The 21,245-nt window shown below is 60.9% G+C and carries 13 protein-coding genes; 10 read left to right on the forward strand and 3 right to left on the reverse strand.

Going from position 1 to position 21,245, the window contains the following annotated elements:
• Positions 1 to 166 precede the first annotated feature (166 nt).
• From BMZ40_RS06535 to mltG, 7 genes are all read left to right on the forward strand, one after another.
• Positions 167 to 1,000: a rhodanese-like domain-containing protein gene (locus BMZ40_RS06535; RefSeq protein WP_092373297.1), complete on the forward strand. Its 834-nt coding sequence runs from the start codon at positions 167 to 169 to the stop codon at positions 998 to 1,000.
• The gene (locus BMZ40_RS06540) at positions 993 to 1,904 is read left to right on the forward strand and encodes a DUF362 domain-containing protein (RefSeq protein ID WP_177193049.1); all 912 of its coding nucleotides are present in this window, start codon (positions 993 to 995) and stop codon (positions 1,902 to 1,904) included. Before BMZ40_RS06535 ends, BMZ40_RS06540 begins: the two co-directional genes overlap by 8 nt.
• A gap of 51 nt (positions 1,905 to 1,955) precedes the next feature.
• Positions 1,956 to 4,256 (forward strand): carbamoyltransferase HypF, encoded by a 2,301-nt coding sequence (hypF, locus tag BMZ40_RS06545; protein ID WP_092373299.1) that lies wholly within the window; start codon positions 1,956 to 1,958, stop codon positions 4,254 to 4,256.
• A 14-nt stretch (positions 4,257 to 4,270) separates the two neighbouring features.
• Complete coding sequence (gene sppA, locus BMZ40_RS06550; RefSeq protein WP_092373300.1) at positions 4,271 to 6,106, forward strand: signal peptide peptidase SppA; 1,836 nt, start codon at positions 4,271 to 4,273, stop codon at positions 6,104 to 6,106.
• 168 nt (positions 6,107 to 6,274) lie between these two features.
• On the forward strand, positions 6,275 to 9,826 hold the full coding sequence (locus BMZ40_RS06555; RefSeq protein WP_092373301.1) for an FAD-binding and (Fe-S)-binding domain-containing protein: 3,552 nt from the start codon (positions 6,275 to 6,277) through the stop codon (positions 9,824 to 9,826).
• Positions 9,823 to 10,224 carry a Holliday junction resolvase RuvX gene (ruvX, locus tag BMZ40_RS06560; RefSeq protein ID WP_092373302.1) on the forward strand — a complete coding sequence of 134 codons (402 nt, stop codon included), beginning with the start codon at positions 9,823 to 9,825 and terminating at the stop codon, positions 10,222 to 10,224. The genes BMZ40_RS06555 and ruvX overlap by 4 nt, the downstream gene beginning before the upstream one ends.
• The gene (mltG, locus tag BMZ40_RS06565) at positions 10,221 to 11,261 is read left to right on the forward strand and encodes an endolytic transglycosylase MltG (RefSeq protein WP_092373303.1); all 1,041 of its coding nucleotides are present in this window, start codon (positions 10,221 to 10,223) and stop codon (positions 11,259 to 11,261) included. The genes ruvX and mltG overlap by 4 nt, the downstream gene beginning before the upstream one ends.
• 21 nt (positions 11,262 to 11,282) lie before the next feature.
• Here mltG and BMZ40_RS06570 read toward each other — a convergent pair whose 3' ends face one another.
• The 3 genes from BMZ40_RS06570 to BMZ40_RS06580 are packed head-to-tail and all read right to left on the reverse strand — an operon-like array spanning position 11,283 to position 17,335.
• Positions 11,283 to 12,392, reverse strand: coding sequence for an HD-GYP domain-containing protein (locus BMZ40_RS06570; protein WP_245751047.1), 1,110 nt, complete (start codon positions 12,390 to 12,392; stop codon positions 11,283 to 11,285).
• A complete protein-coding gene (locus BMZ40_RS06575) occupies positions 12,392 to 16,492 on the reverse strand; it encodes a response regulator (RefSeq protein ID WP_092373305.1) in 4,101 nt (1,366 codons plus the stop codon). Before BMZ40_RS06575 ends, BMZ40_RS06570 begins: the two co-directional genes overlap by 1 nt.
• A complete protein-coding gene (locus BMZ40_RS06580) occupies positions 16,493 to 17,335 on the reverse strand; it encodes a PhnD/SsuA/transferrin family substrate-binding protein (RefSeq protein WP_218143742.1) in 843 nt (280 codons plus the stop codon). It abuts the gene before it with no gap.
• A gap of 328 nt (positions 17,336 to 17,663) precedes the next feature.
• Between BMZ40_RS06580 and BMZ40_RS06585 the strand changes: the two genes are divergently transcribed.
• The 3 genes from BMZ40_RS06585 to BMZ40_RS06595 all read left to right on the forward strand — a co-directional run bounded on the left by BMZ40_RS06585 (position 17,664) and on the right by BMZ40_RS06595 (position 21,242).
• Positions 17,664 to 19,208, forward strand: a complete 1,545-nt coding sequence (locus tag BMZ40_RS06585) for an ABC transporter substrate-binding protein (RefSeq protein WP_092373306.1) — start codon at positions 17,664 to 17,666, stop codon at positions 19,206 to 19,208.
• A gap of 142 nt (positions 19,209 to 19,350) precedes the next feature.
• The gene (locus BMZ40_RS06590) at positions 19,351 to 20,325 is read left to right on the forward strand and encodes an ABC transporter permease (protein ID WP_092373307.1); all 975 of its coding nucleotides are present in this window, start codon (positions 19,351 to 19,353) and stop codon (positions 20,323 to 20,325) included.
• Positions 20,325 to 21,242 carry an ABC transporter permease gene (locus BMZ40_RS06595; RefSeq protein ID WP_092373308.1) on the forward strand — a complete coding sequence of 306 codons (918 nt, stop codon included), beginning with the start codon at positions 20,325 to 20,327 and terminating at the stop codon, positions 21,240 to 21,242. Before BMZ40_RS06590 ends, BMZ40_RS06595 begins: the two co-directional genes overlap by 1 nt.
• Positions 21,243 to 21,245 lie beyond the last annotated feature (3 nt).

A 21,245-nucleotide genomic window follows, 5' to 3' on the forward strand; every position in this document is an offset into this window, starting at 1 on the left:
GATGACAAAATCAAATGGCAATTTAGCCGCCCCTTGCCACGCTGGAGTGGTGTGCGCCGGTCGTTAGACCCTTGCCGGTCATGTGCAGCCAGGGGTCTGGATTTATGAATGTCTTTGCCGTACAGGGAGGGTTAACGCCAACCAAGGCACACAAAGAGGCAGGGTGATGACCAGACAAGTTATTGATATCTTTCCAGATGAACTCGAAGAACTCAAGAACAAGACCAGGGAACGCGACTATCTGCTGATCGATGTCCGACAGCCCGGAGAATTCGCCCAGAGCCACATTCCCGGCGCTCAGCTCATCCCGCTGCCGGAGATCGAAAGCCGCATGAAGGAGCTGGACGGGGAGAAAAATCTGATCCTGTATTGCCGCACCGGCGGCAGATCCTCCGTCGCCGCTGCCCTGATCAAGGACGCGGGACCATGGCAGGGCGCGATCTACAATCTGGTCGGCGGAATCGCGGGCTGGGAAGGCAAGGGCCTCAAAGACATCCCGCATCTGGAGCTCTTCCCCCGGGACATGGCCTTGAGCCAGACCCTCTACCGGGCCATGAACATGGAAAAGGGAGCCTGGCTTTTCTACAATGACCTCGCCCAGGAATACAAGGACAAGGAACTCGGCGACATGATCAAGGATCTTGCCGGCATGGAAGAAGTTCATGCCCGCGCCGTCTTCACCTACTGGAAGAAAAACAGCCCGACTCCCATCACCGACGGCTTCGAGGAAACGTTCGAACGCCTGGACGGACGGATCATGGAGGGCGGCAAGCCCATCTCGGCCTGGATGGCCCGTCTGGGCACGGATCCCGAGGACCGCATGCTGCGGCTTCTGGAACTGGCCTGCGAAATCGAGTACTACGCCTACGATCTCTACCGGGGCCTGGCCAAGCGTGACCGCGACAGCGAAGCGGTCCGGACCTACCTCATGCTCGCCGAGCAGGAAAAAGCCCACGTCCGCGTCGTCACCAAGGCTCTGGACCGGTTCTTTGGTGATTGAGGTCTTCCTGAGGCAGACGCCGGACTACGCCCATGCCGCAAGCATGATCCCGGACCTGCTCGACAACGTGCTTCCGGACATCGCCGGTTCCCGACTGCTCATCAAGCCCAACTTCGTGGCGCAACGCGGGACGCACCCGTGCTACACCCATCCCGTCGTCATCGCCGCCGCTGCAAGGCACTGCATTGAGCGCGGAGCGCGCGTCACCATCGGGGACTCGCCCGCCTTCGGAACGGCCCAGGCCATCGCCCAGGGCATCGGGCTGAACGAACTGTTGCGGCCCCTTGGCCTTGAAGTCGTCACCCTCGACCGCGGGGTTTGCGTCAAGAGCGGACCCGTGCGGGTCCAGGTCTCGTCCGTGGCGCTAAACGCCGACCTGATCCTGAATCTCCCCAAATTCAAGGCCCATTCGCAGATGCGCTTCAGCGGCGCGGTCAAAAACCTGTTCGGATGCGTGACCGGCGTGCGCAAGGCCTGGCTGCATGCCCTGCACGGCGACAAGAAGGACCGTTTCGTGGCCATGATCTGCGGACTCATGCACGTCCTGCCGCCCACGTTCAGCCTCATGGACGGAGTGCAGGCCATGCATCGCACCGGGCCCATCTCAGGCGAGGCCTATCCGCTCGGCTTCCTCGGAGCGAGCGCCAGTCCCGTGGCCATGGACACGGCGGCGGGCATGGTCCTTGGCGCGCAGCCCGAATCTTTTCCCATCTGGGCCCATTGCCTGCGCGAAAGGCTGCCCGGCGCGGACACGGCAGCCCTGGACTTTCCCAGGGACAAACCCGATGACTTCGACGCTGCGGATTTCATCCTCCCGGCGTCGCTCAAGCCGGAATCTTTCCGGCCGGACATTCTCTTTTGCAGCCTGGTCAAACGCGCGTGGCTGTCCCGCTGCAAAAGCTGACCAGGCCGACACGGTTCATTTCAATAAAGGACACAACACCGGATATCTCAAATGCTCATGCAACGCTGGAAATGGATCATCACCGGAGGGGTGCAGGGTGTGGGCTTTAGGCCCTTCGTCTACAAGGCGGCCCTGCACGCCAAGGTCACGGGGCAGGTCCTGAACACGCCCGAGGGAGTGCTCATCGAGGTCCAGGGCGCGCCGGACCGCCTTGAGGCCTTTGAAGACACCTTCTCCGCCACCATCCCGCCCCTGGCCCGCATCGTGACCTGGGACCGGGAAGTGATCACGCCGCTGCCCGGCGAAGACGCCTTCCAAATCCTCAAAAGCACGGGCGGACACGGGCACCAGGTGCTCATCAGCCCCGACGTGGCCACCTGTGACGACTGCATCGCGGACATGCGCGACCCGGCCAACCGCAGATACCGCTACGCGTTCACCAACTGCACCAACTGTGGGCCGCGCTACACCATCACCCGCTCTATCCCCTACGACCGCGCCTACACCTCCATGAGCTGCTTTCCGCTCTGCTCGGACTGTCTGGAGGAATACGAGAACCCGCTGGACCGGCGCTTCCACGCCCAGCCCAACGCCTGCCCCGAATGCGGCCCGAAACTGTGGCTGACGGACAGGCCGGGCCGGACACTGTGCGAAAACGACGAAGCCGTGCGCCGCACCGCCGCCCTGTTGCTTGAGGGCAGACTGGTGGCCATGAAGGGCCTTGGCGGCTTTCATCTCGTCTGCGACGCCCGCAACCAGGATGCGGTGCAGGAACTCAGAACCCGCAAGAACCGCAAGGACAAACCCCTGGCGATCATGGTCGCGGACCTCGATGCGGCCCTGGCCTTCTGCGTCCTGTCCGAGGCGGAACAGAAGCTCCTGACCGGCAGGCAGAGGCCCATCGTCCTGGCCCGGGCCCGCAAGGACTCGGGGCTCGCGCCCGGACTGTCCCCGGACACCGCATTTCTGGGCGTCATGCTGCCCTACACGCCCTTGCACCATGTGCTCTTCGACGAACTGGGACGCTCCGAAAATCTCCCGGCGGCCATGGTCATGACCTCCGGCAACCTGAGCTCCGATCCCATCTGTCTCGGCAACCGCGAGGCCCTGCGCCGCCTTTCCGGCATCGCCGACAATTTCCTGCTGCACGACCGCGACATCCTGATCCGCTGCGACGATTCGGTGCTGCGGGTGGTGGACGAAAAGCCCCAGTTCATCCGCAGGGCGCGCGGCTACACCCCAACCCCCATCGATCTGGCCAAGGACGGCCCGACGGTGCTTGGCGTCGGCCCCCTGCTCAAGAACACCCTCTGTCTGACCAAGGGCCGCCAGGCCTTTGTTTCCCAGCATATCGGCGATCTGGACCACCTCGAAGCCTACGGCTTTTTCCGGGAGATCCGCGCCCATTTGCAAGACATCCTGCAAGTCGAACCGCAGGCCGTGGTCCACGACCTGCACCCGGATTTTTTGAGCACCGGCTTTGCCCGGGAGTCCGGACTGCCCTGCCTGCCCCTGCAGCATCATTTTGCGCACATCCACGCGGTCCTGGCCGAAAACCGGCACATAGGGGCGGCCATCGGACTGGCCCTGGACGGAGTCGGGCTTGGCGACGACGGAACCATGTGGGGCGGCGAGGCCCTGCTGGTCGATACGGCGAAACTCGAACATAGGCGTCTGGCGCGCTTTTCCCGGGTCATGCTGCCCGGCGGGGATGTGGCCACGCGCGAACCCTGGCGACTGGCGCGGGCCCACCTGCATGCCCTGGGCATCCGGGCCCCGGGCGAAAAGCCTTGGCCCTGGCTTCAGGAATACGCCGCCGCCGACAAGGTCGTCGCCCAAGTGCTGGAGCGCCGCATCAATTCGCCGCTCTCCTCCAGTTGCGGAAGACTTTTCGATGCAGTATCGGCCATGCTCGGCCTTTGCGAACGCATCTCCTATGAGGGACAGGCGGCAATCAGGCTTGAAGCGATACAGGACAAAGAGGAAAAAGGTGTTTATTCGTGTCCCGTAATCGAATATGACGGGATCGTGAAACTTGATACCCTGGAACTTTTTGCGCAGGTTCATGCCGAGTGGCGCGACGGTGAACACCCGGCAACAATAAGCAGGCGCTTTCATCTTGGTCTCATTGATGGATTGTGCAGGCTTTACCTCCATCTGGCCGAAAGGTGCTCCTGCACCACCGTGGCCCTGAGCGGCGGGGTCATGCAGAATCTGACCCTGGCCACCGAGCTTCCCAGGGCCCTGGCCGCGCAGGGAGCAACCGTCCTGACCCACCGTGAACTGCCGCCCAACGACGCCTGCATCTCTCTTGGCCAGGCAGCCTACGGACAACTGGTCCTGCAACCCTAACAGGAGCGCATCCCGTGGAAATACTCGCCCGCATGAAAACAATACTGAGCATCCTGTGGAAGGTCCTGAGCACCACAAGAGTCGTCATCGCCAACATATTCTTCCTGGTGATGGTCATCATCCTCCTCGGAGTATTTTTCACCGATACGGAAGAATCGTTGCGCCAGAACTCGGTCCTTCTGGTCAACCCGGCCGGAACCCTGGTCGAACAGCGCAGCGCGCCGGAAGCGGCCGAGGCCCTGCTCAAGAAAATGGGCCGGGAAACGGCCAGGGCCGACGAGACCAAAACCCAGGACGTCATCGACGCCATCCGCAAGGCCGCCACAGATCCCAAAATCCTGGCCCTGGTCATCGACTCCCGGGACCTTCAGGGCTGCGACACGACCAAAATCCTCGACATCGGCAAGGCCATCCTCGACTTCAAGGAGACGGGAAAACCCGTGCTCGCGCACTCCATGGTCTATACCCAGGGCCAATACCTGCTGTCGTCCTATGCCGACACGATCTCCGTCAATCCGCTGGGCGGAGTGCTGATCACCGGATTCGGCATGTACCAGACCTATTTCAAGGGCCTTCTGGACAAGACCCGCATCAATTTTCACGTCTTCCGCGTTGGCGACTACAAGACCGCCGTGGAACCCTTCGTGCGCGAATCCATGTCCGAAGAAGCCCGGGAGGCCGGGCGGGAATGGCTGAACGGTCTCTGGCAGGCCTATCTGGACGAGGCGTCCAAGAACCGTGGCGTCTCCCCTTCCGACATCGTCTCCTACGTGGAGAACATCGACACCAGACTTGCCGCGACGGGTGGCGATGCCGCGCGCCTAGCCGTGAATGCGCAACTGGTCGACGAAATCAAGACCTCCACCCAGTTCGACCAGCTTCTGGCCGGTAAGACCGGAAAGAGAATCGAAGACCTGCACCGGGTCGGTTTTCAGGACTACCTTGCCATGTCGCCCTCCGCCGAACCCTCCGGCAAGGAAGTAATCGGCATCATCAGGGCCCGGGGAGCCATCCTGCCCGGCAAGCAACCGGAAAACAGGACCGGCAGCGAGTCCATCGCCGAACTTTTCCAGAAAGCACGACAGGATCCCACCATTCTGGCCGTGGTCCTGCGTCTGGACAGCCCCGGCGGGAGCGCCGCCGCCTCCGAGGAAATCCACCACGAGATCGCCCGCACCCAGGAAGCCGGCAAGCCCGTCGTGGTGTCCATGGGCAGCGTGGCCGCCTCGGGAGCGTACTGGATCGCATCCGGCGCCAACCGCATTGTGGCCGCTCCGACCACCCTGACCGGCTCCATAGGCATTTTCGCGGCCTTCCCCACTTTCGAAGACACGGCCATGAACCTTGGCATCACCACCGACGGCATCGGCACCACCGGCCTTGCCGATCTGGGCAATCCCCTGCGGCCTCTGTCCGCCCAAAGCGAACGGGCCATCGGGCAGTTGCTGCGTTTCGGCTACGACCTCTTCATAAACCGTGTGGCCAGCGGCCGCAGACTGCCCGCAGCCGAAGTCGAGAGTTCGGCCCAGGGACGGGTCTTCCTGGGCCGCGAAGCTCACGGCCGCAAGCTGATCGACCAGCTCGGCAACCTGGACGACGCCCTGAGGACCGCCGCCAGCCTGGCCGGACTGACCGTGGTGAACAGCAAGGAACTGCGCCGGGAGCCCTCTCCCCACGAAAAGATCCTGCAGGCCTTCTTCTCGTCGGCCCAGGTCCTCTTCACGCAACAGTCCCCGGCCGTGTCCAGACTGCTGAACATGGTCGAGACCCAGGCCCAGGTTCTGGAAAGCTTCGCCGATCCGAACCACATCTATGCCCGCAGCATGGAGTGCGAAGGGTCTCTCTTCTGAGTCAATTCCCCGCCCGGCGCCGATCGCCGGGCGGCCCTTGTCTTTTTGCGCCTTGCCAACCCCTCGCCTTGTGTTTAAAAATACAGGTTTGCCTAACCGCGAACCCGCTTTTCGCGTCCCGTCCAAAAACCGCAGCGGCCGCCCGCCGGCCTTATATATGGAACCGACATGCCTCAAAAAGGACCACATATCTCCCTTGCGCCCGAACGTCTGGTCAAACGCGTTCTTGGCCTCCCGCTCGAAGAATTCCAGACCTGGCCCGAATACCTGCAACAGCTGGCGCTGGATCTGGCCGAAGAACTGTTCATCATCCGCTACAATCCCTTCATCCCGGCCAAGGATGTTCGCCAGAGCGTAAACGCCCGGTTGCAGGCCGAACGCGCGGCCCTGTCCCCGGAGTACTACCGCGAGCTGTCCGGTTGCCTGGACCGTTTCTGGCAGAGCTATGAAGCCGACCAGAAATTCAAGGCCACGCTGACCTCGCGCCTGTCCTCGATCATGAACAAGGAGCAGATCGTCTCGACCTCGAACAATCTGATCGAGTGCTCCACCGACGCCACCGACCTGCGCATGGAATTGCCCGCCCTGGTCGTCTTTCCGGAAAACACCACCCAGATTCAGGGCATCATCCGTCTCGCCAACGAGATGGGCTTTCCCATCGTGCCCCGTGGCGGAGGGTCCGGCCTGACCGGCGGAGCCGTGCCCGCCAAGCCGCGCAGCGTGATTTTAAGCCTGAGCCGCTTCAAGGATATTCTCGACATCGACGTGCAGGCCCGGACCATCACCGTGCAGTCCGGAGTCATCACCCTGACCGCCATCCAGGCGGCGGCCGCCAAGGGGCTGCTCCTGACCGTGGACCCGGCCTCCAAGGCGGCCTCATCCATCGGCGGCAACGTCTCGGAGAACGCCGGAGGTCCCTTCGCCTTCGAATACGGCACCACCCTCGACAACCTGCTGTCGTACAAGATGGTCCTGCCCACGGGAGACGTGATCCAGATCACCCGCAAGGACCATCCCCGGCACAAGATCATGCCCGAAGACACGGCAGTGTTCGAGATCACGGACGAATTCGGCAACAGCCGCGAGACCATCACCCTGCAGGGCGACGAGATCCGAGGCACGGCGCTGGGCAAGGACGTGACCAACAAATTTCTGGGCGGCCTGCCCGGAGTGCAGAAGGAGGGCGTTGACGGCATCATCACCGAGGCCACCTTCACCCTGTACCCCATCCTGCCCCACTCGCGAGTCATGTGCCTGGAATTCTACGGAAATTCCATGCGCAACGCCATGTACGTCATCAAAGACATCGTGGCCCTGCGCGACGAGATCCGCACCCAGGGTGATCTGGTCAAGCTCTCGGCGTTGGAGGAGTTCGGGATCAAGTATGTTCAGGCCATCGAATATTCCAAGAAATCCCAGAAGTTCGACGGCATCCCCATCTCGGTTCTCATCGTGCAGCTCGACTCCATGGATGAAACTGCGGTCTTCGAGGCGGTGCGCCGCATCACCCAGATCTGCGAACGCTACGACAACGTGGACAGCTTCGTCGCGGCCGACGCCCACGAAGCGGAGATTTTCTGGCACGACCGTCATCAGCTCTCGGCCATTTCCAAGCGTACCAGCGGATTCAAGCTCAACGAGGATATCGTCATCCCCCTTGAGGTCATCCCGGATTTCGCAGATTTTCTGGAGGAGCAGAACCTCCATTACCTGGCCATCGCCTACCGCGACGCCCTGCACCAGGTGCAACTGCTGCCCGGCATCGAGGTCGATGACGAGTTCATCCGCATGGAGATGGACGTGGCCTCGTCCATCATCAAGGGCAAGACCACCAAGGAGAATCTGCCCGAGCAGGAACTGGAACTTCAGACCTCCTTCTTCTTCCAGCATCTGAAATCCAAGTACCCCAAGTTGCACGAAGAACTGACCAAGATCTTCGACAACATGCTGGCCACCCGCGTGGTCATCGCCAATCACATGCACGCGGGCGACGGCAACTGCCACGTCAACCTGCCGGTCAACTCCAACGATCCGCGCATGCTCGGGCTGGCCGAAGAGGCGGTGGAAAAGATTTTCCACAAGGTGCTTGAATTCAAGGGCCAGGTCTCAGGCGAGCACGGCATCGGCATCACCAAGATCGGCTTTCTGGCCGAGGAAAAAATCGCGGCGCTTCGTACCTACAAAAAAAAGGTCGATCCCAACAACATCTTCAACCCCGGCAAGCTGACCCAGCGCGACCTGGTGGTCGTGCCCTACACCTTCTCCTTCAACCGGCTGATAAAGGACATCAACAAGACCGCGCTGCCGGGCAAGGAAAGCCTGATCAACCTGCTCCTGAACGTCCAGACCTGCACCCGCTGCGGCAAGTGCAAGCAGGTCTGCCCCATGTACCTGCCCCAGAAGGGACTGCTTTTTCATCCGCGCAACAAGAACATCACCCTGGGCGCGCTGGTGGAGGCCATCTACTACTCGCAGTTGCAGAACGGCGAGCCCCAGACGCGCCTTCTGGGCGAACTGCGCAAGATCCTTGAGCATTGCACGGCCTGCGGCAAATGCTACGCCATCTGTCCGGTCAAGATCCGCACCCAGGACGTGACCCTGCAGATGCGCGCCTATCTTGAGGAAAAAGGCGCGGGCGGACACCCGTTCAAGAACCGGGTCCTGAACCTTTTAAGCCAGGACCCGCAGACCACCCTGCCCAAGATGGCCAAGATCGCAGGCATCGGTCAGGAGATGGGCAACCGCGCAGTAAACCTGTTGCCCGCCAAATGGAGGGAGCGCCTGGACAGCCCGCTGCTGCGCGGCAAGGGGCCAAGCACCCAGTTCCGGAATCTCAAGGAAGGCCTCGGCCTGGCCAGGGGCAACATCATCACCGCCGAGAACCTCGGCAGCAAGCGCGCGGTGATCTATTTTCCGGGCTGCGGCGCGGGGCTCTTCTACCGCTCCATCGGCATGGCCTCGGTGCGCCTGCTGCTGGACGCGGGCGTGAGCGTGATCCTGCCCCCGGACCACCTGTGCTGCGGCTATCCGCTCCTGGCTTCCGGCTGCAAGGATCAGTTCGAGCGCATCGGCATGGAAAATCAGAAGGTCATGGAAGGTCTGATCCGCCAGGCCGAGGCGGCTGGATTCGTCATCAAGGCTGTGCTGACCTCGTGCGGCACCTGCCGTGAAGGCATCCGCAACTACCGGCTCAAATCCCTGGAGACGAGGCAGGTGGAATTTCAGGACGTGGTCCAGTTCATCATCCAGCAGGGCAAGGGCAAATTCGGGCAGGGACCCGAGCAGCTGCTCTACCATGCGGCCTGTCATCACGAATGGACGGGAGTTCCCCCCCTCAAGGCCGGGGAAATCTACGCGTCGGAACTGGGCAAGATGGTCGACTCCAAGGTCGCCATTTCGCCCCACTGCTGCGGCGAATCAGGCCTGGGCGCGCTGACCTCGCCCAAGATCTACAACCGTCTGCGCTTGCGCAAGAAGGAGCAGCTCACCGCCGACCTCACGGGCTACCCGGTCGACAGCCCGGTTGTCGTCGGCTGCCCGTCCTGCAAGATCGGCATCAGCCGCACCTTGCTTGAGATGGGCGTCAAGCGCGACGTCATGCACACGCTCGAATTCCTGGCCCGGCTCAGGCACGGCGACACCTGGCGCAAGGACTTCCACAAGCTGTTGGCCAAATCCTCCGTGCTAAACGAAGTGCAGACACTGACGCGGATTCCATGAAGATACTCGGCATCGATTACGGCCAAAAGAGAATCGGACTGGCCATGGCCCGGCACGGCATGGCCTTTCCGTTCAAAACCTTGGAAAAAGGCACCCGCGACAAGCTCTTCGCCGACCTCATGGGCATCATCGAGAGTGAAGGCGTGGAGGCCATCGTGCTTGGCCTGCCCCTTGACATGAACGGGGAGGAGACCCTCACCACCCGGCAGGTCCTGAACTTTCGCGACAGCCTGGCCAGACGAACAAAGATTCCCATCCATCTGGTCAACGAGGCCCTGACCTCCTTCGATGCCCGGCAGCGTCTGCGGGAAGCCGGCGTGCCGGAACGAAGGCACAAGGAAATGCTCGATCAGATGGCCGCGGTCTGCATTCTGGAAACGTATCTGGGGAATTCATGAAACTTTGGCTGAAGCTCTTTCTGGCAGGAATCACGCTCATGCTGCTCGCGGCCGGGGCCACGCTCTTCGCGGCCCGGCAGTTCATCGAGACCCCTCTCGACATGGCCGCCAGCGGCACGGTGATTTTCAATGTGGATCCGGGCGAAAACCTGTTCACAGTGTCCGCTCGGCTGGAAAGGGAAGGACTGGTTCGCTGGGGCGAGGCTTTCCGGACCTACGGCCGCTTCCGCAAAGCCATCCTGCAGGCCGGAGAGTTCGAACTCTCCGCGAGCATGTCGCCACGGCAGATACTTGAAGTCCTGGCCTCGGGAAGACCCATCCTCTACCGTCTGCACTTCCCCGAGGGGCTGACCATGCGCGAAGTGGCCCAAGCCGTGAACGCCACCGGGCTGACCACCGCAGAAAAATTCCTTGCGGCCTGCCGTGACCGGGACTTTCTTGTTTCCCAGGGAATAAACGCCACCGACGCCGAAGGCTATCTCTTCCCCGAAACCTATTTTTTCCCACGCATCCCGGACAAGAATCCCTACCCCATCCTGAAAGCCCTGCTGGGCCACTTCAAGGACACCGTCGCGGACCTGCCGCAGGCGCGAGACCCCGAAGAGCTGCACCGCATGGTCATCCTGGCCTCGCTGGTGGAGAAGGAGACGGCAGTGCCCTCCGAGCGTGGCACCGTGGCCGGAGTCTATGCCAACCGCATGCGTGTCGGCATGCTCCTGCAATGCGACCCGACCATCATCTACGGCCTGGGCGAAAATTTCGACGGCAATCTGCGCCGCTCCCATCTGCAGGACCCCAAGAACCCCTACAACACCTACGTTCACCCGGGGCTCCCCCCCGGTCCCATCTGCTCCCCCGGCGCGGCGGCGCTAGAAGCCGCTTCCAACCCGGAAAAACACGACCTGTTCTACTTCGTGGCCAAAAAGGACGGGTCCCACCACTTCAGCCGGTCCCTGCGCGAGCACACCAACGCGGTCATCAAGTACCAGCGCCGAGGCAAGCCGTTCCCGGACAGGTCGGACGAAAAAGGCAATTGACACCGCGACCACGGGGCATTTTCAGCACATAAGAGCATCGCGCTGTTCGTCGGACTCGGAATTGAACAGCGCGACCTGCCTGAAGCCCGGAGCGAACTCGCCGAAGACACTCACCAAGTCGGGATCAAAATGCGTCCCCGCACCATCGATGATTATCTCCATCGCCCTGGTGTGGGTAAAGGGCGCCTTGTAGACCCTGCGGCTGATGAGCGCATCGTAGACATCGGCCAGGGCCATGATCCTGCCCGAAAGGGGAATGTCGGTCCCGGCAAGCCCCCTGGGATAGCCGGTTCCGTCCCATTTTTCGTGATGCGTGTACACGATGTCCTCGGCGATCTTCAAAAAGGGCATCGAGCCGAGCTTCTTCTGCACGGAGAGGATGGCGTTGCGTCCGTAATCGGTGTGGCGCTGCATTTCCCGGAATTCGTCGGCGCTCAGCGGACCGGGCTTCAGAAGAATCTGATCCGGCACTCCCACCTTGCCAATATCGTGCAGGGGCGAGGAGAGGGCCAGGATTTCGATGTAGTCGCGGCTCAGCAATCCGGCGTATTCGGGCAAACTCCGCAATTCCTCGGCCAGCAAGGTCACGTAACCCTTCACGCGATGAATGTGCTGCCCGGTTTCGGGATCGCGATACTCGGCCAGCGCGGCCATGCTCTCGATGGTGGCCTGCTGGGTCAGGATGAGCTCCCGGGTCCGCTCCCTGACCTTCTCCTCCAAAATTTCGTTGTGCCGCCGCAGATCCTTGTGCGCCTGCGCAAGCGACAGATGCGTCCGCACCCTGACCCTGAGTTCCTCGACTTCAAAGGGCTTGCTGACGTAGTCCACTGCTCCGAGCTGGAATCCCCGGGACTTGGTGTGCAGGTCCGAGAGCGCCGAAATCATGATGACCGGCACCGCCCTGGTCTCGGGGCGGCTCTTGAGCTTGGCCAGGACCTCATAGCCGTTCATGCCCGGCATCATGATGTCGAGCAGAATCAGATCAGGGGGAGACGCCTGAACCATCTTCAGGGCCGTGACCCCGTCAAGCGCCACGGCAAGCTCGTAGTCGGCCCCAAGAGAGTTGACCAGTATGTCCAGATTCAGCTTGGTGTCGTCGACCGCCAGCACCCTGCAATGCGAAAGCTCCATCATCGTCCCCTGTGCATCCTTTCCAGCATGTTTTCCACAAGCGCCAACGCCGGCGCGTAATTGTACTGATCCATGAGGGCGCAAACCCGGGCCACGTCCCCCTGAAAATTCCTGGACGGGATCGCGTTACAGAGCTTGTCCGCCACGGCCTGACAGTTCATGGGCGTGCGCGAGCGCAAGCCGGGCAACAGCTCCTCCAGCAACACGGCCAGATCCCGGTCATCCAGAACGGGCAACTGCTGATCTCTCGCCGTAAAATCCCCGATCCGGCCTATTTCGCTCAACATGGCGTCAAAGCTGACGCGCATTTGAACGTACAGGGCATCAAGCTCATGCAGGTTCCCGGCATCCAGGGCGCGCTCAAGATCGGCGGCCGCCGTCACGACCCTGGTGGCGCCAAGATTGCCGCACATCCCGAGCATTGTGTGCACATACATTCTGGCTTCCTTGAACGCTCCGCCCTCAATCTGGGCGCGCAGCACGGACATGGCCTGTGAATACTCCCGGCGCACCTGCAAAAGAGTCTTGAAATACGCATCCTTGTCGCCCAGAAAACGCCTCACGCCTCCGCACGTGTCGATGTCCCGCAAGGCCGGAACGTCCTGACCTTCCTGCATCTGGACCGGCAAGGCCACGCGGCAGGCCCTGGGTTGCAGCCAACGGTTCAGCACGCGATACACCTCGTCTGGATCGATGGGCTTGAAGACATGATCGTCCATGCCCCCCTCCCTGATCCGCTGCTGCTCCTCGGGGAGGACATGAGCCGTCATGGCCACGATGGGCAGGCCGACCAGACGCGCGATGGACTTTATCCGCCGCGCCGCCTCGAAGCCGTCCATGAGGGGCATCTGGATATCCATGAATATCAGGTCGAACTCGCCCTCCTCGGCCATCTTCAGGGCTTCCCGGCCGTTCGACGCCAGGACCACGGTCAGCCCGGCCTGTTCCAGAATGCCCTTGGCCACCTGCTGATTGAGCTCGTTATCCTCGGCCAGCAGGATGCGCCCGCCGTCATACAGGGCCCGGCTCTCGCCGGCGAGACTGACGGGACAATAATGGCCGAGCTGCAAATCGACGCCCAGGGCCTCGGACACCCCGTTGGCCAGGGATGTGCGGCTCACGGGCTTGGTCACCACGGCCGCGAACCCGTGTTCCGGGGCGCTCTTGATCAACGTACCCTGGCCGAAGGGACACAGCAGGATCGCCCGTGGAGCCGGATCAAGGCCGGGAAGACGGGCCATGCGCTCGAAAAAATCAAAGCCGCTCATATCCGGCAACTTCCAGTCCACCAGCACGAGCCAGGGCGCGCCGTCTCGGTCGTTTTCGAGCACGTCGAGCCCCAGAGCCGCCGAAGCCACCCCCACGGCATCCAGGCCCATGCCGCGCAGAGCATCAAGAATGACCTGACGGGATGAATCCAGGTCATCGATGACCAGCATGCGCCATTGGCGGGCCTCCTCCAAAATTTCGGAAAAATCGCCGGTGGACGGAGCCGTGGACGGAGCCGTGGACGAGAGGAGAAAGTCAGCCGTGAAAGCGAACGTGCTTCCTTTTGCAGGCTGGCTGCTCACGCTCAATTCCCCGCCCATGAGCGCAACGAGATGCTTGCAGATGGACAGCCCAAGCCCGCTGCCCCCGTAGCGTCTGGTGGTCGAGGCGTCTCCCTGGGAGAACGGGCTGAAGAGGGATTTGATCTGTTCCGAAGTCATGCCGATGCCGGTGTCCATCACCTCGAAGCCAAGCCGCGCGGACTGGCCCGGGGTAGTGTCCTCCAGGGATACGCTGACCCGGATCTCACCCTCGTGCGTGAATTTGGCGGCATTGCCCGCCAGGTTGATCAGGATCTGACCCAGGCGCAAGGGATCTCCGATGAGCACACGCGGCAGATTGCCGTCGACCATGATCACAAACTCCGGGCCCTCCTGGACGCGCACGCCCACAACTGCGGCCAGATTATCCAGAACCTCCGCCAGATCGAACTCGACATTCTCCAGGGCAATCTTGCCCGCCTCGACCCGGGAAAAATCAAGGATGTCGTTCAAAATGCCCAGCAGGGCCTTGGCCGAGCGCTCGACTTTTGTCAGATAATCGCGCTGGCGGATGGAGAGGTCGGTGCCAAGCGCCAGGTGGACCATGCCGAGAATGGCGTTCATGGGCGTGCGGATTTCATGACTCATGATGGCCAGGAAACTGCTCTTGGCCTGGTTGGCGACATCCGCCTCGCTGGCCAGCTTCTCAGCGCGGGCAATGGTTTGCTCAAGCTGCCGGTTGAGCATCCACATGGACTCCTCGGCCGCCTTCCTGCCCCGGATATCCACCAGGCACTCAAGCAGCTTGTCCGTTCCGCCGACACTGATCCTGGTCACGGTCTTGAGCACCGGAATGGCTGTGCCGTCCGAGCGGATCATCATCCGGTCGGAATTGTCCATGTTCCGGCCCAGGTCCACTATGGGGCAACAGCTCTCGCTGGCCGGACACAGGAAACGGTGACAGCGCTTCCCGACGATCTCCGGTTCGGACGCGCCAAAAAGCAGGGCCGCAGCCGGGTTGACCTTCTCGATGATCCTGGTCTTCGCATCGATGATGATGAGCCCCACTGGAAGATGCTCCATCAGGCTGCGCTGCAGAAATTCGCTCTCCTGCAATGCCATTTCCGTGCGCTTGCGCTCGGTGATGTCGTGAAAGGCCGTCACCGTGCTGGCGAAAACCCCCTTGCTGAAAATTGGGCGGCTGGCCACTTCCACCTGCAGAAGTTTTCCGTCCTTGCCCAGAAAGCACTCCTCCGCATCGAACGACTCACCACGGCTGAGCGCCCTCAGAAACAGGCACTCGGCCTGCGCCAGGTACGTGTTGCCCTCGTGGCAATGAAAGATATCGTGACCGACCTGTCCCAGCAGTTCCTCTTCGGAATATCCGAGAATCTGGCACCCGGCCGGATTGATCCGGGTAATGACGCCCTCGGGATTGGTGACGTACACGCCTTCGGCCAATGCGTCGTTCATTGCACGCAGATTGCCGCGCTCTGCTTCAAGGGCCAGACTTCGTTCACGCAGCCTGGAAATCAGCACGAAAAGCAGGGCCAGAATCCCGGCCACAAGAAACATGGAGGCATGAAACTCCCGCCTGTATTCGGCCACGGTCCGATCACGCGAATAGCTGACCAGATAGCCGGTGGTGCGTTCCAGGATATCCTTCAGTGGCAACAGAATCACGTCGAAATCATGTCCATCGACATTGACGCTGGTGGCGAAAGGCAGGCCCTTCTCCATGGCGGCATCCAGGCCCGGATCACCGGCGAGCGCCTTGTTGATGCTCAGGGCCTGCGGCGACAGGGGTGGAGGGCTGGTCGGCAGAAACGCATTGGCGTCCTCCACCAGAAAATCGGGATTCAGGGTCGATGGGCTGTAGAGCCATTTTTGTTCAGAAAAAAGCATCGAGTTGTTCAGTTCGCCGGATAGAATGAACGAACTTTCGCGGCTGGGATCGATGCCCGCCAGCGCGTCGCGCAGAGCCTTGGTGGTGATGAGCGTCTCCACGCTGCCCAGATGCCTGTCCCCATCGCCCAAGGGAAATATGTAGCGAAATCCCGTGGCCGTGTGACCAATTTCAAAGCCCTGCGCGGGTTTTTTGGATTCGCTTGCGTACTTCACCAGCGGACGCGTCCCTAAAAGCTGGTCTCCGTAATGCTCGGACATGTTGAAACGCAGGAAACTCGTGCCATCGGCCAGATGAAAATGCAGTTGGCGCAGATTTTGACGCTGCATGGCCTTAAAAAGCGGAAAGAGCTTTCTGTAGAGACGTCCACGCGCCAGCGCCTTCTCGTTCTCCTGCGCCCCGGAGGCTTCGCGCATGAGTTCGAGCACTTCCCCGGTATTCAGGGACGTGTCGTAAAATCCTTCCATGGCCAGACGGTACATCTGCACGCTGGCCTTGAAAGCCGTCTCAAGGACGCTCTTCTTCTCGGAGAAATGAGCCCGCTCCTTCTGGACGAAGTCCGTGTACAGAAAAAAACAGGCGCCAAGACCAATGACAAGGGTGAGCACCACCAATAAGTGGCGCTCGTTGATGGACTCACGGACGGACTCACGGATGGTAGCCATCTAGAAATTTCCGGTTTCCGGAATGAGGGTGTCGCCGAGCAGCTCGCGAACCGGAGCATAATCGTCGTCCCGGGCAGGCACCGCCCCATGGCGGATGTTCGCGCCCCAGGTTTCAAGCAGCGCCTTGTCCCTTCCGGCCGGATCAAGGTGGGTCAGGGCATCGCGGATGGCTCCTTGCTCCTCGGCGCTCAGGGTCGCGCCGTTGCCGATGAGGCCGAAGGAAGGAAGCGGAGACGTGCGGGCCAACACGATCAGCCCAAGATGTCCGTATTTCTCGGCGATGGCGGTCTTGAGCCCGCCGATATCGTACTCGCCCCGCACTACGGCCATGGCCACCTCGTCGTGCTTGCTAACATAACGGTACAAATTGCCGGCCAGGCTGGACCCCTGCTTGCGCAGCAAGCCATTGGTGGACAGAAATCCGCAGGTGGACAAAGGCTGGGTCAGGGCTACCTTGCGCTTCTCCATGTTGACCAGGGTGAAATCGGCGTCGGCGAGGGCGACAATGGAGCACGTGTATAGAGGCCTCCCCGAAGCTTCGTTGAAATGGACCAGCGGCACGGCGTGCTCGTCGATGCTGCGGAGCGACACGTAGGGCAGCGGCCCGAGGTAGGCCAGATCGACCTTGCCCTGCCTGAATTTTTCCAGAATCTGAGCGTAATTGTCCGAATAATCGAACTGGACTTCATACCCCAGCGTCTGCTTCAGGTAGAACGCCAGGGGCATGAACTGCTTGAGCACCGTCTCCCGGCTTTCCATGGGCAGAGGGGCGAAAACGATGGTCCGGGCCTGGAGCGGGCACGGAAGCAGCAAAAAAATCATCCAGAAAAATATCGATCGCATGCGAAGTCTCCACGGACAAGTTCAAACGCTGACGAAGTGAAACTGTGGTACGTTAGCCGCGATGCCTACGGAAATCCAGCCCGTGGGCGGAAAGCGGCGGCATGGCCAGGGCTGTCGATCGAAACCGATTATATATCGCTCAGGGGAATTTTTCGCTTCAGTTATTTTCCATAATCAGCTATGCGTATTGCCGCCTTGTCATCTACGGCCAGGCACGAATCAGATTGTTTTGCCAAATACTTACCAACCAGCACAAGCTCATGTGAAAACCCCGCCGGGATGTTCCCGGCAGGACATCATACCGATTCATCATTCAAGGAGGTTGTTTGTGAAAAAACTGCTCTTTTTCGCACTGGCATTCATTTTTCTTGCTACGTCCGCCCAGGGCAAGACGCTGAAAATGGCCCTCGACGCCGACCCGGAATCCATGGACCCGCATGTCCAGCTCTCCGGCGGCATGCTGCAGTACACCCATCTGTGCTTTGATCCGCTCATCCGCTGGACCAAGGACATGAAGTTCGAACCGCGCCTGGCCACCAAGTGGGAGCGCATCGATGACCTGACCGTGCGTTTTTACCTGCGCGAAGGCGTCAAGTTTCACTCCGGCAACACCTTCACCGCAGCCGACGTGGCCTGGACCATGGACCGCCTGAAGAAGAGCGAAGACTTCAAGGGCCTGTTCACGTCCTTCGCCGAGCCCAAGATCATCGATGACTACACCATCGACATCATCACCACCGAGCCCTATCCGCTGGTGGAAAACATGGCCACCTACATTTTCCCCCTTGATTCCAAATTCTACACCGGCACCGACGAGAAAGGCCTGCCCAAGGATGCCATCGTCAAGACCGAGTACTCGTTTGCCAACCAGAACCAGTCCGGCAGCGGCCCCTTCTACGTAGAATCCCGCGAGCAGGGCGTGAAGATGGTCTACAAGCGCTTCGCCGACTACTGGGACAAGGACAGCAAGGGCAACGTGAACGAGATCATCCTCACCCCCATCAAGGAAAACGCGACCCGCACGGCGGCTCTTCTGTCCGGCGGCGTTGACTTCATCGCCCCTGTTCCTCCCCAGGATTTCAATCGTCTGAGCACCAACAAGGACATCAATCTGGTCAGCATGGCCGGCAGCCGCATCATCACCTTCCAGCTCAACCAGAAGAGAAAGCCCGAATTCGCCAACCTGAAGGTTCGCCAGGCCATCATCGCGGCCATCGACAACGCCGGCATCGTGGCCAAGCTCATGAAAGGCACCGCCACCGCCGCCCAGCAGCAGGGTCCCGAAGGCTTCGACGGCTATGTGGAAGATCTGACTCCCCGCTTCGATCTGGCCAAGGCCAAGCAGCTCATGAAGGAAGCCGGATTCGAGAAGGGCTTCGAGGCGACCATGATCGCCCCCAACAACCGTTACGTGAACGACGAAAAGATCGCCGAGGCCGTGGTTTCCATGCTCTCCAAGATCGGCATCAAGATCAGCCTGAAGACCATGCCCAAGGCCCAGTACTGGGATGAATTCGACGCCCAGGTGGCCGACATCCAGATGGTCGGCTGGCATTCCGACACCGAGGACTCCGCCAACTACTCCGAGTACCTGCTCATGTGCCCCAACAAGGACACCGGCAAGGGCCAGTACAACAGCGGCAACTACTGCAACGCCAAGCTTGACGAACTGGTCAACCAGGCCAACGTCGAGAACGACCGCGTCAAGCGCAGAGCGCTGCTGCAGGAAGTTGAAAAGATCGCCTACGAAGATGCCGCCTACGTGCCCCTGCACTGGCAGAATCTGTCCTGGGCAGCCAAGAAAGGCGTGAACATCGAGCCCGTCGTCAACATCATGGACTTCCCCTACCTTGGCGACCTGGTCGTGGAATAGTCCTGTTTGAAGACTTGATCCATTCGCCAAGACTGTGTACGCGGGGCAGGCTTTTCACGAGGCCTGCCCTTTTTCGAACAAACACCCCCCGTCCGCGCGGCCGCAGGCGCTCCTGACCGTCAGGACGGCAACGGATTCACACATGTTTGCATTCACTGTCCGCCGTATTCTTCAAGCCATTATCGTCATGCTCATCATCAGCTTCATCGGCTTCGCCCTCAAGCAGAGCGTAGGCGACCCGGTGCGCGAGCTGACCGGCATTTCGGTTTCAGCCGCCGAGCGCGACGCCATCCGCGAGAAGCTGGGACTCAACGACCCGTTTCTCATCCAGTACGGACGCTTTTTGAAAGGCGCCATGCAGGGCAACATCGGCCAGTCCTTCTTCTACAAGAAGCCGGCCATGGAAGTCATCCTGAACAAGGCTCCGGCCACCATCGAACTGGTCATGTGCTGCACGTTCCTCATTGTCGTCCTGTCCATACCCATGGGCATCTACAGCGCCATCTATCCCAAAAGGCTGCTCTCAAGGCTGATCATGGGCCTGAGCACCATCGGCGTGTCCGTACCCATTTTTCTCATCGCCATTCTGCTCATCTATGTCTTCGCCATCGAACTGAACTGGTTGCCGTCCTACGGGCGCGGGGAAACCGTGAACGTCTGGGGCTGGGAATCGGGGCTGTTGACCCTCGACGGCCTGAGGCACCTCATCCTGCCGACCACGGCCCTGACCGCCCTGATGCTGCCGCTTTTCGTGCGCCTCATCCGCTCGGAGATGATGGAAGTGCTTGAGACCGAATACGTCAAATTCGCCTGGGCCAAGGGCCTGCCGCGCATGCGCATCTGGTTCGTGCACGCCTTCAAGAACACGCTCCTGCCGGTCATCACCGTGGGCGGCGTGCAGATCGGCACCATGATCGCCTTCACCATTCTGACCGAAACGGTTTTCCAGTGGGGCGGGCTCGGCTTTCTTTTCCTGGAAGCCGTCGAGCGTGCCGACACCTCGCTTCTGGTGGCCTATCTGATTTTTGTCGGCATCATCTTTGTCGTGGTGAACACCGCCGTTGACATCATCTATGGCCTGGTCAATCCCATGGTCCGCATCACAGGAAGGAAATAATGAGACTTTGGAAGCAATTCCGCGGCTCGTACTTTTTGTACAGTTTTCTGCATGACCCCGTGGCCATGAGCAGCTTCGTCGTGCTGACCGTACTGGCCCTGTCCGCCTTCGGCGCGCCGGTCATCGCTCCCCACGACCCCTATGACACCACGACCATCAACATCATGGACTCGGAACTCCCGCCCGTGTGGATGGACGGAGGCGACAAGAGCTTCACCCTGGGCACCGACGCCCAGGGCCGGGACATGCTCAGCACCATGCTCTATGGCATGCGCATCTCGCTGATCATCGGTGTCGGCGCTGTGTTCATGCAGGCAGTCATCGGCATCGTGCTCGGCCTTCTGGCCGGATACAAGGGAGGGAAGATCGACAACTTCCTGATGCGCATGGCCGACGTGCAACTCAGCTTCTCGACCCTCATGGTGGCCATCTTCCTCTCGGCCATCTTCCAGGCCATCTTCGGCGTGGCATCGTTCGAACGCATGGCGGTGCCGTTTCTGGTGCTGGTCATCGGCATCGCCGAGTGGCCGCAGTACGCGCGCACCGTTCGCGCCTCGGTCCTGGCAGAGAAAAAGAAGGAATACGTGGAGGCGGCGCGGGTCATGGGCCTGCCGGCAAACCGCATCATGTGGCGACACATCCTCCCGAACACCATGTCGCCCATCCTGGTCCTGTCCACGGTGCAGGTGGCCCACGCCATCATGAGCGAGGCCGCCCTGTCCTTCCTGGGCCTTGGCATGCCCATCACCAAGCCCTCCCTCGGGTCGCTCATCAATTCGGGCTTCGACTACATCTTCAGCGGTTCGTGGTGGATCACCATGTTCCCCGGATTTCTGCTCGTGCTCCTGATTCTGGTCATCAACCTGCTCGGCGACTGGGTGCAGGACGTGCTCAACCCCAAACTGTACAAAGGATGACCA

This window comes from Desulfomicrobium apsheronum, assembly GCF_900114115.1.
Lineage (GTDB): Bacteria > Desulfobacterota > Desulfovibrionia > Desulfovibrionales > Desulfomicrobiaceae > Desulfomicrobium > Desulfomicrobium apsheronum.

Excerpts from the sequence above, each read along its gene's own strand:
- BMZ40_RS06535 (WP_092373297.1), top strand. The coding sequence starts at position 167 with ATGACCAGACAAGTTATTGATATCTTTCCAGATGAACTCGAAGAACTC.
- hypF (WP_092373299.1), top strand. The coding sequence starts at position 1,956 with ATGCTCATGCAACGCTGGAAATGGATCATCACCGGAGGGGTGCAGGGT.
- BMZ40_RS06555 (WP_092373301.1), top strand. The coding sequence starts at position 6,275 with ATGCCTCAAAAAGGACCACATATCTCCCTTGCGCCCGAACGTCTGGTC.
- ruvX (WP_092373302.1), top strand. The coding sequence starts at position 9,823 with ATGAAGATACTCGGCATCGATTACGGCCAAAAGAGAATCGGACTGGCC.
- mltG (WP_092373303.1), top strand. The coding sequence starts at position 10,221 with ATGAAACTTTGGCTGAAGCTCTTTCTGGCAGGAATCACGCTCATGCTG.
- BMZ40_RS06570 (WP_245751047.1), bottom strand. The coding sequence starts at position 12,392 with ATGGAGCTTTCGCATTGCAGGGTGCTGGCGGTCGACGACACCAAGCTG.
- BMZ40_RS06575 (WP_092373305.1), bottom strand. The coding sequence starts at position 16,492 with ATGGCTACCATCCGTGAGTCCGTCCGTGAGTCCATCAACGAGCGCCAC.
- BMZ40_RS06580 (WP_218143742.1), bottom strand. The coding sequence starts at position 17,335 with ATGCGATCGATATTTTTCTGGATGATTTTTTTGCTGCTTCCGTGCCCG.
- BMZ40_RS06590 (WP_092373307.1), top strand. The coding sequence starts at position 19,351 with ATGTTTGCATTCACTGTCCGCCGTATTCTTCAAGCCATTATCGTCATG.
- BMZ40_RS06595 (WP_092373308.1), top strand. The coding sequence starts at position 20,325 with ATGAGACTTTGGAAGCAATTCCGCGGCTCGTACTTTTTGTACAGTTTT.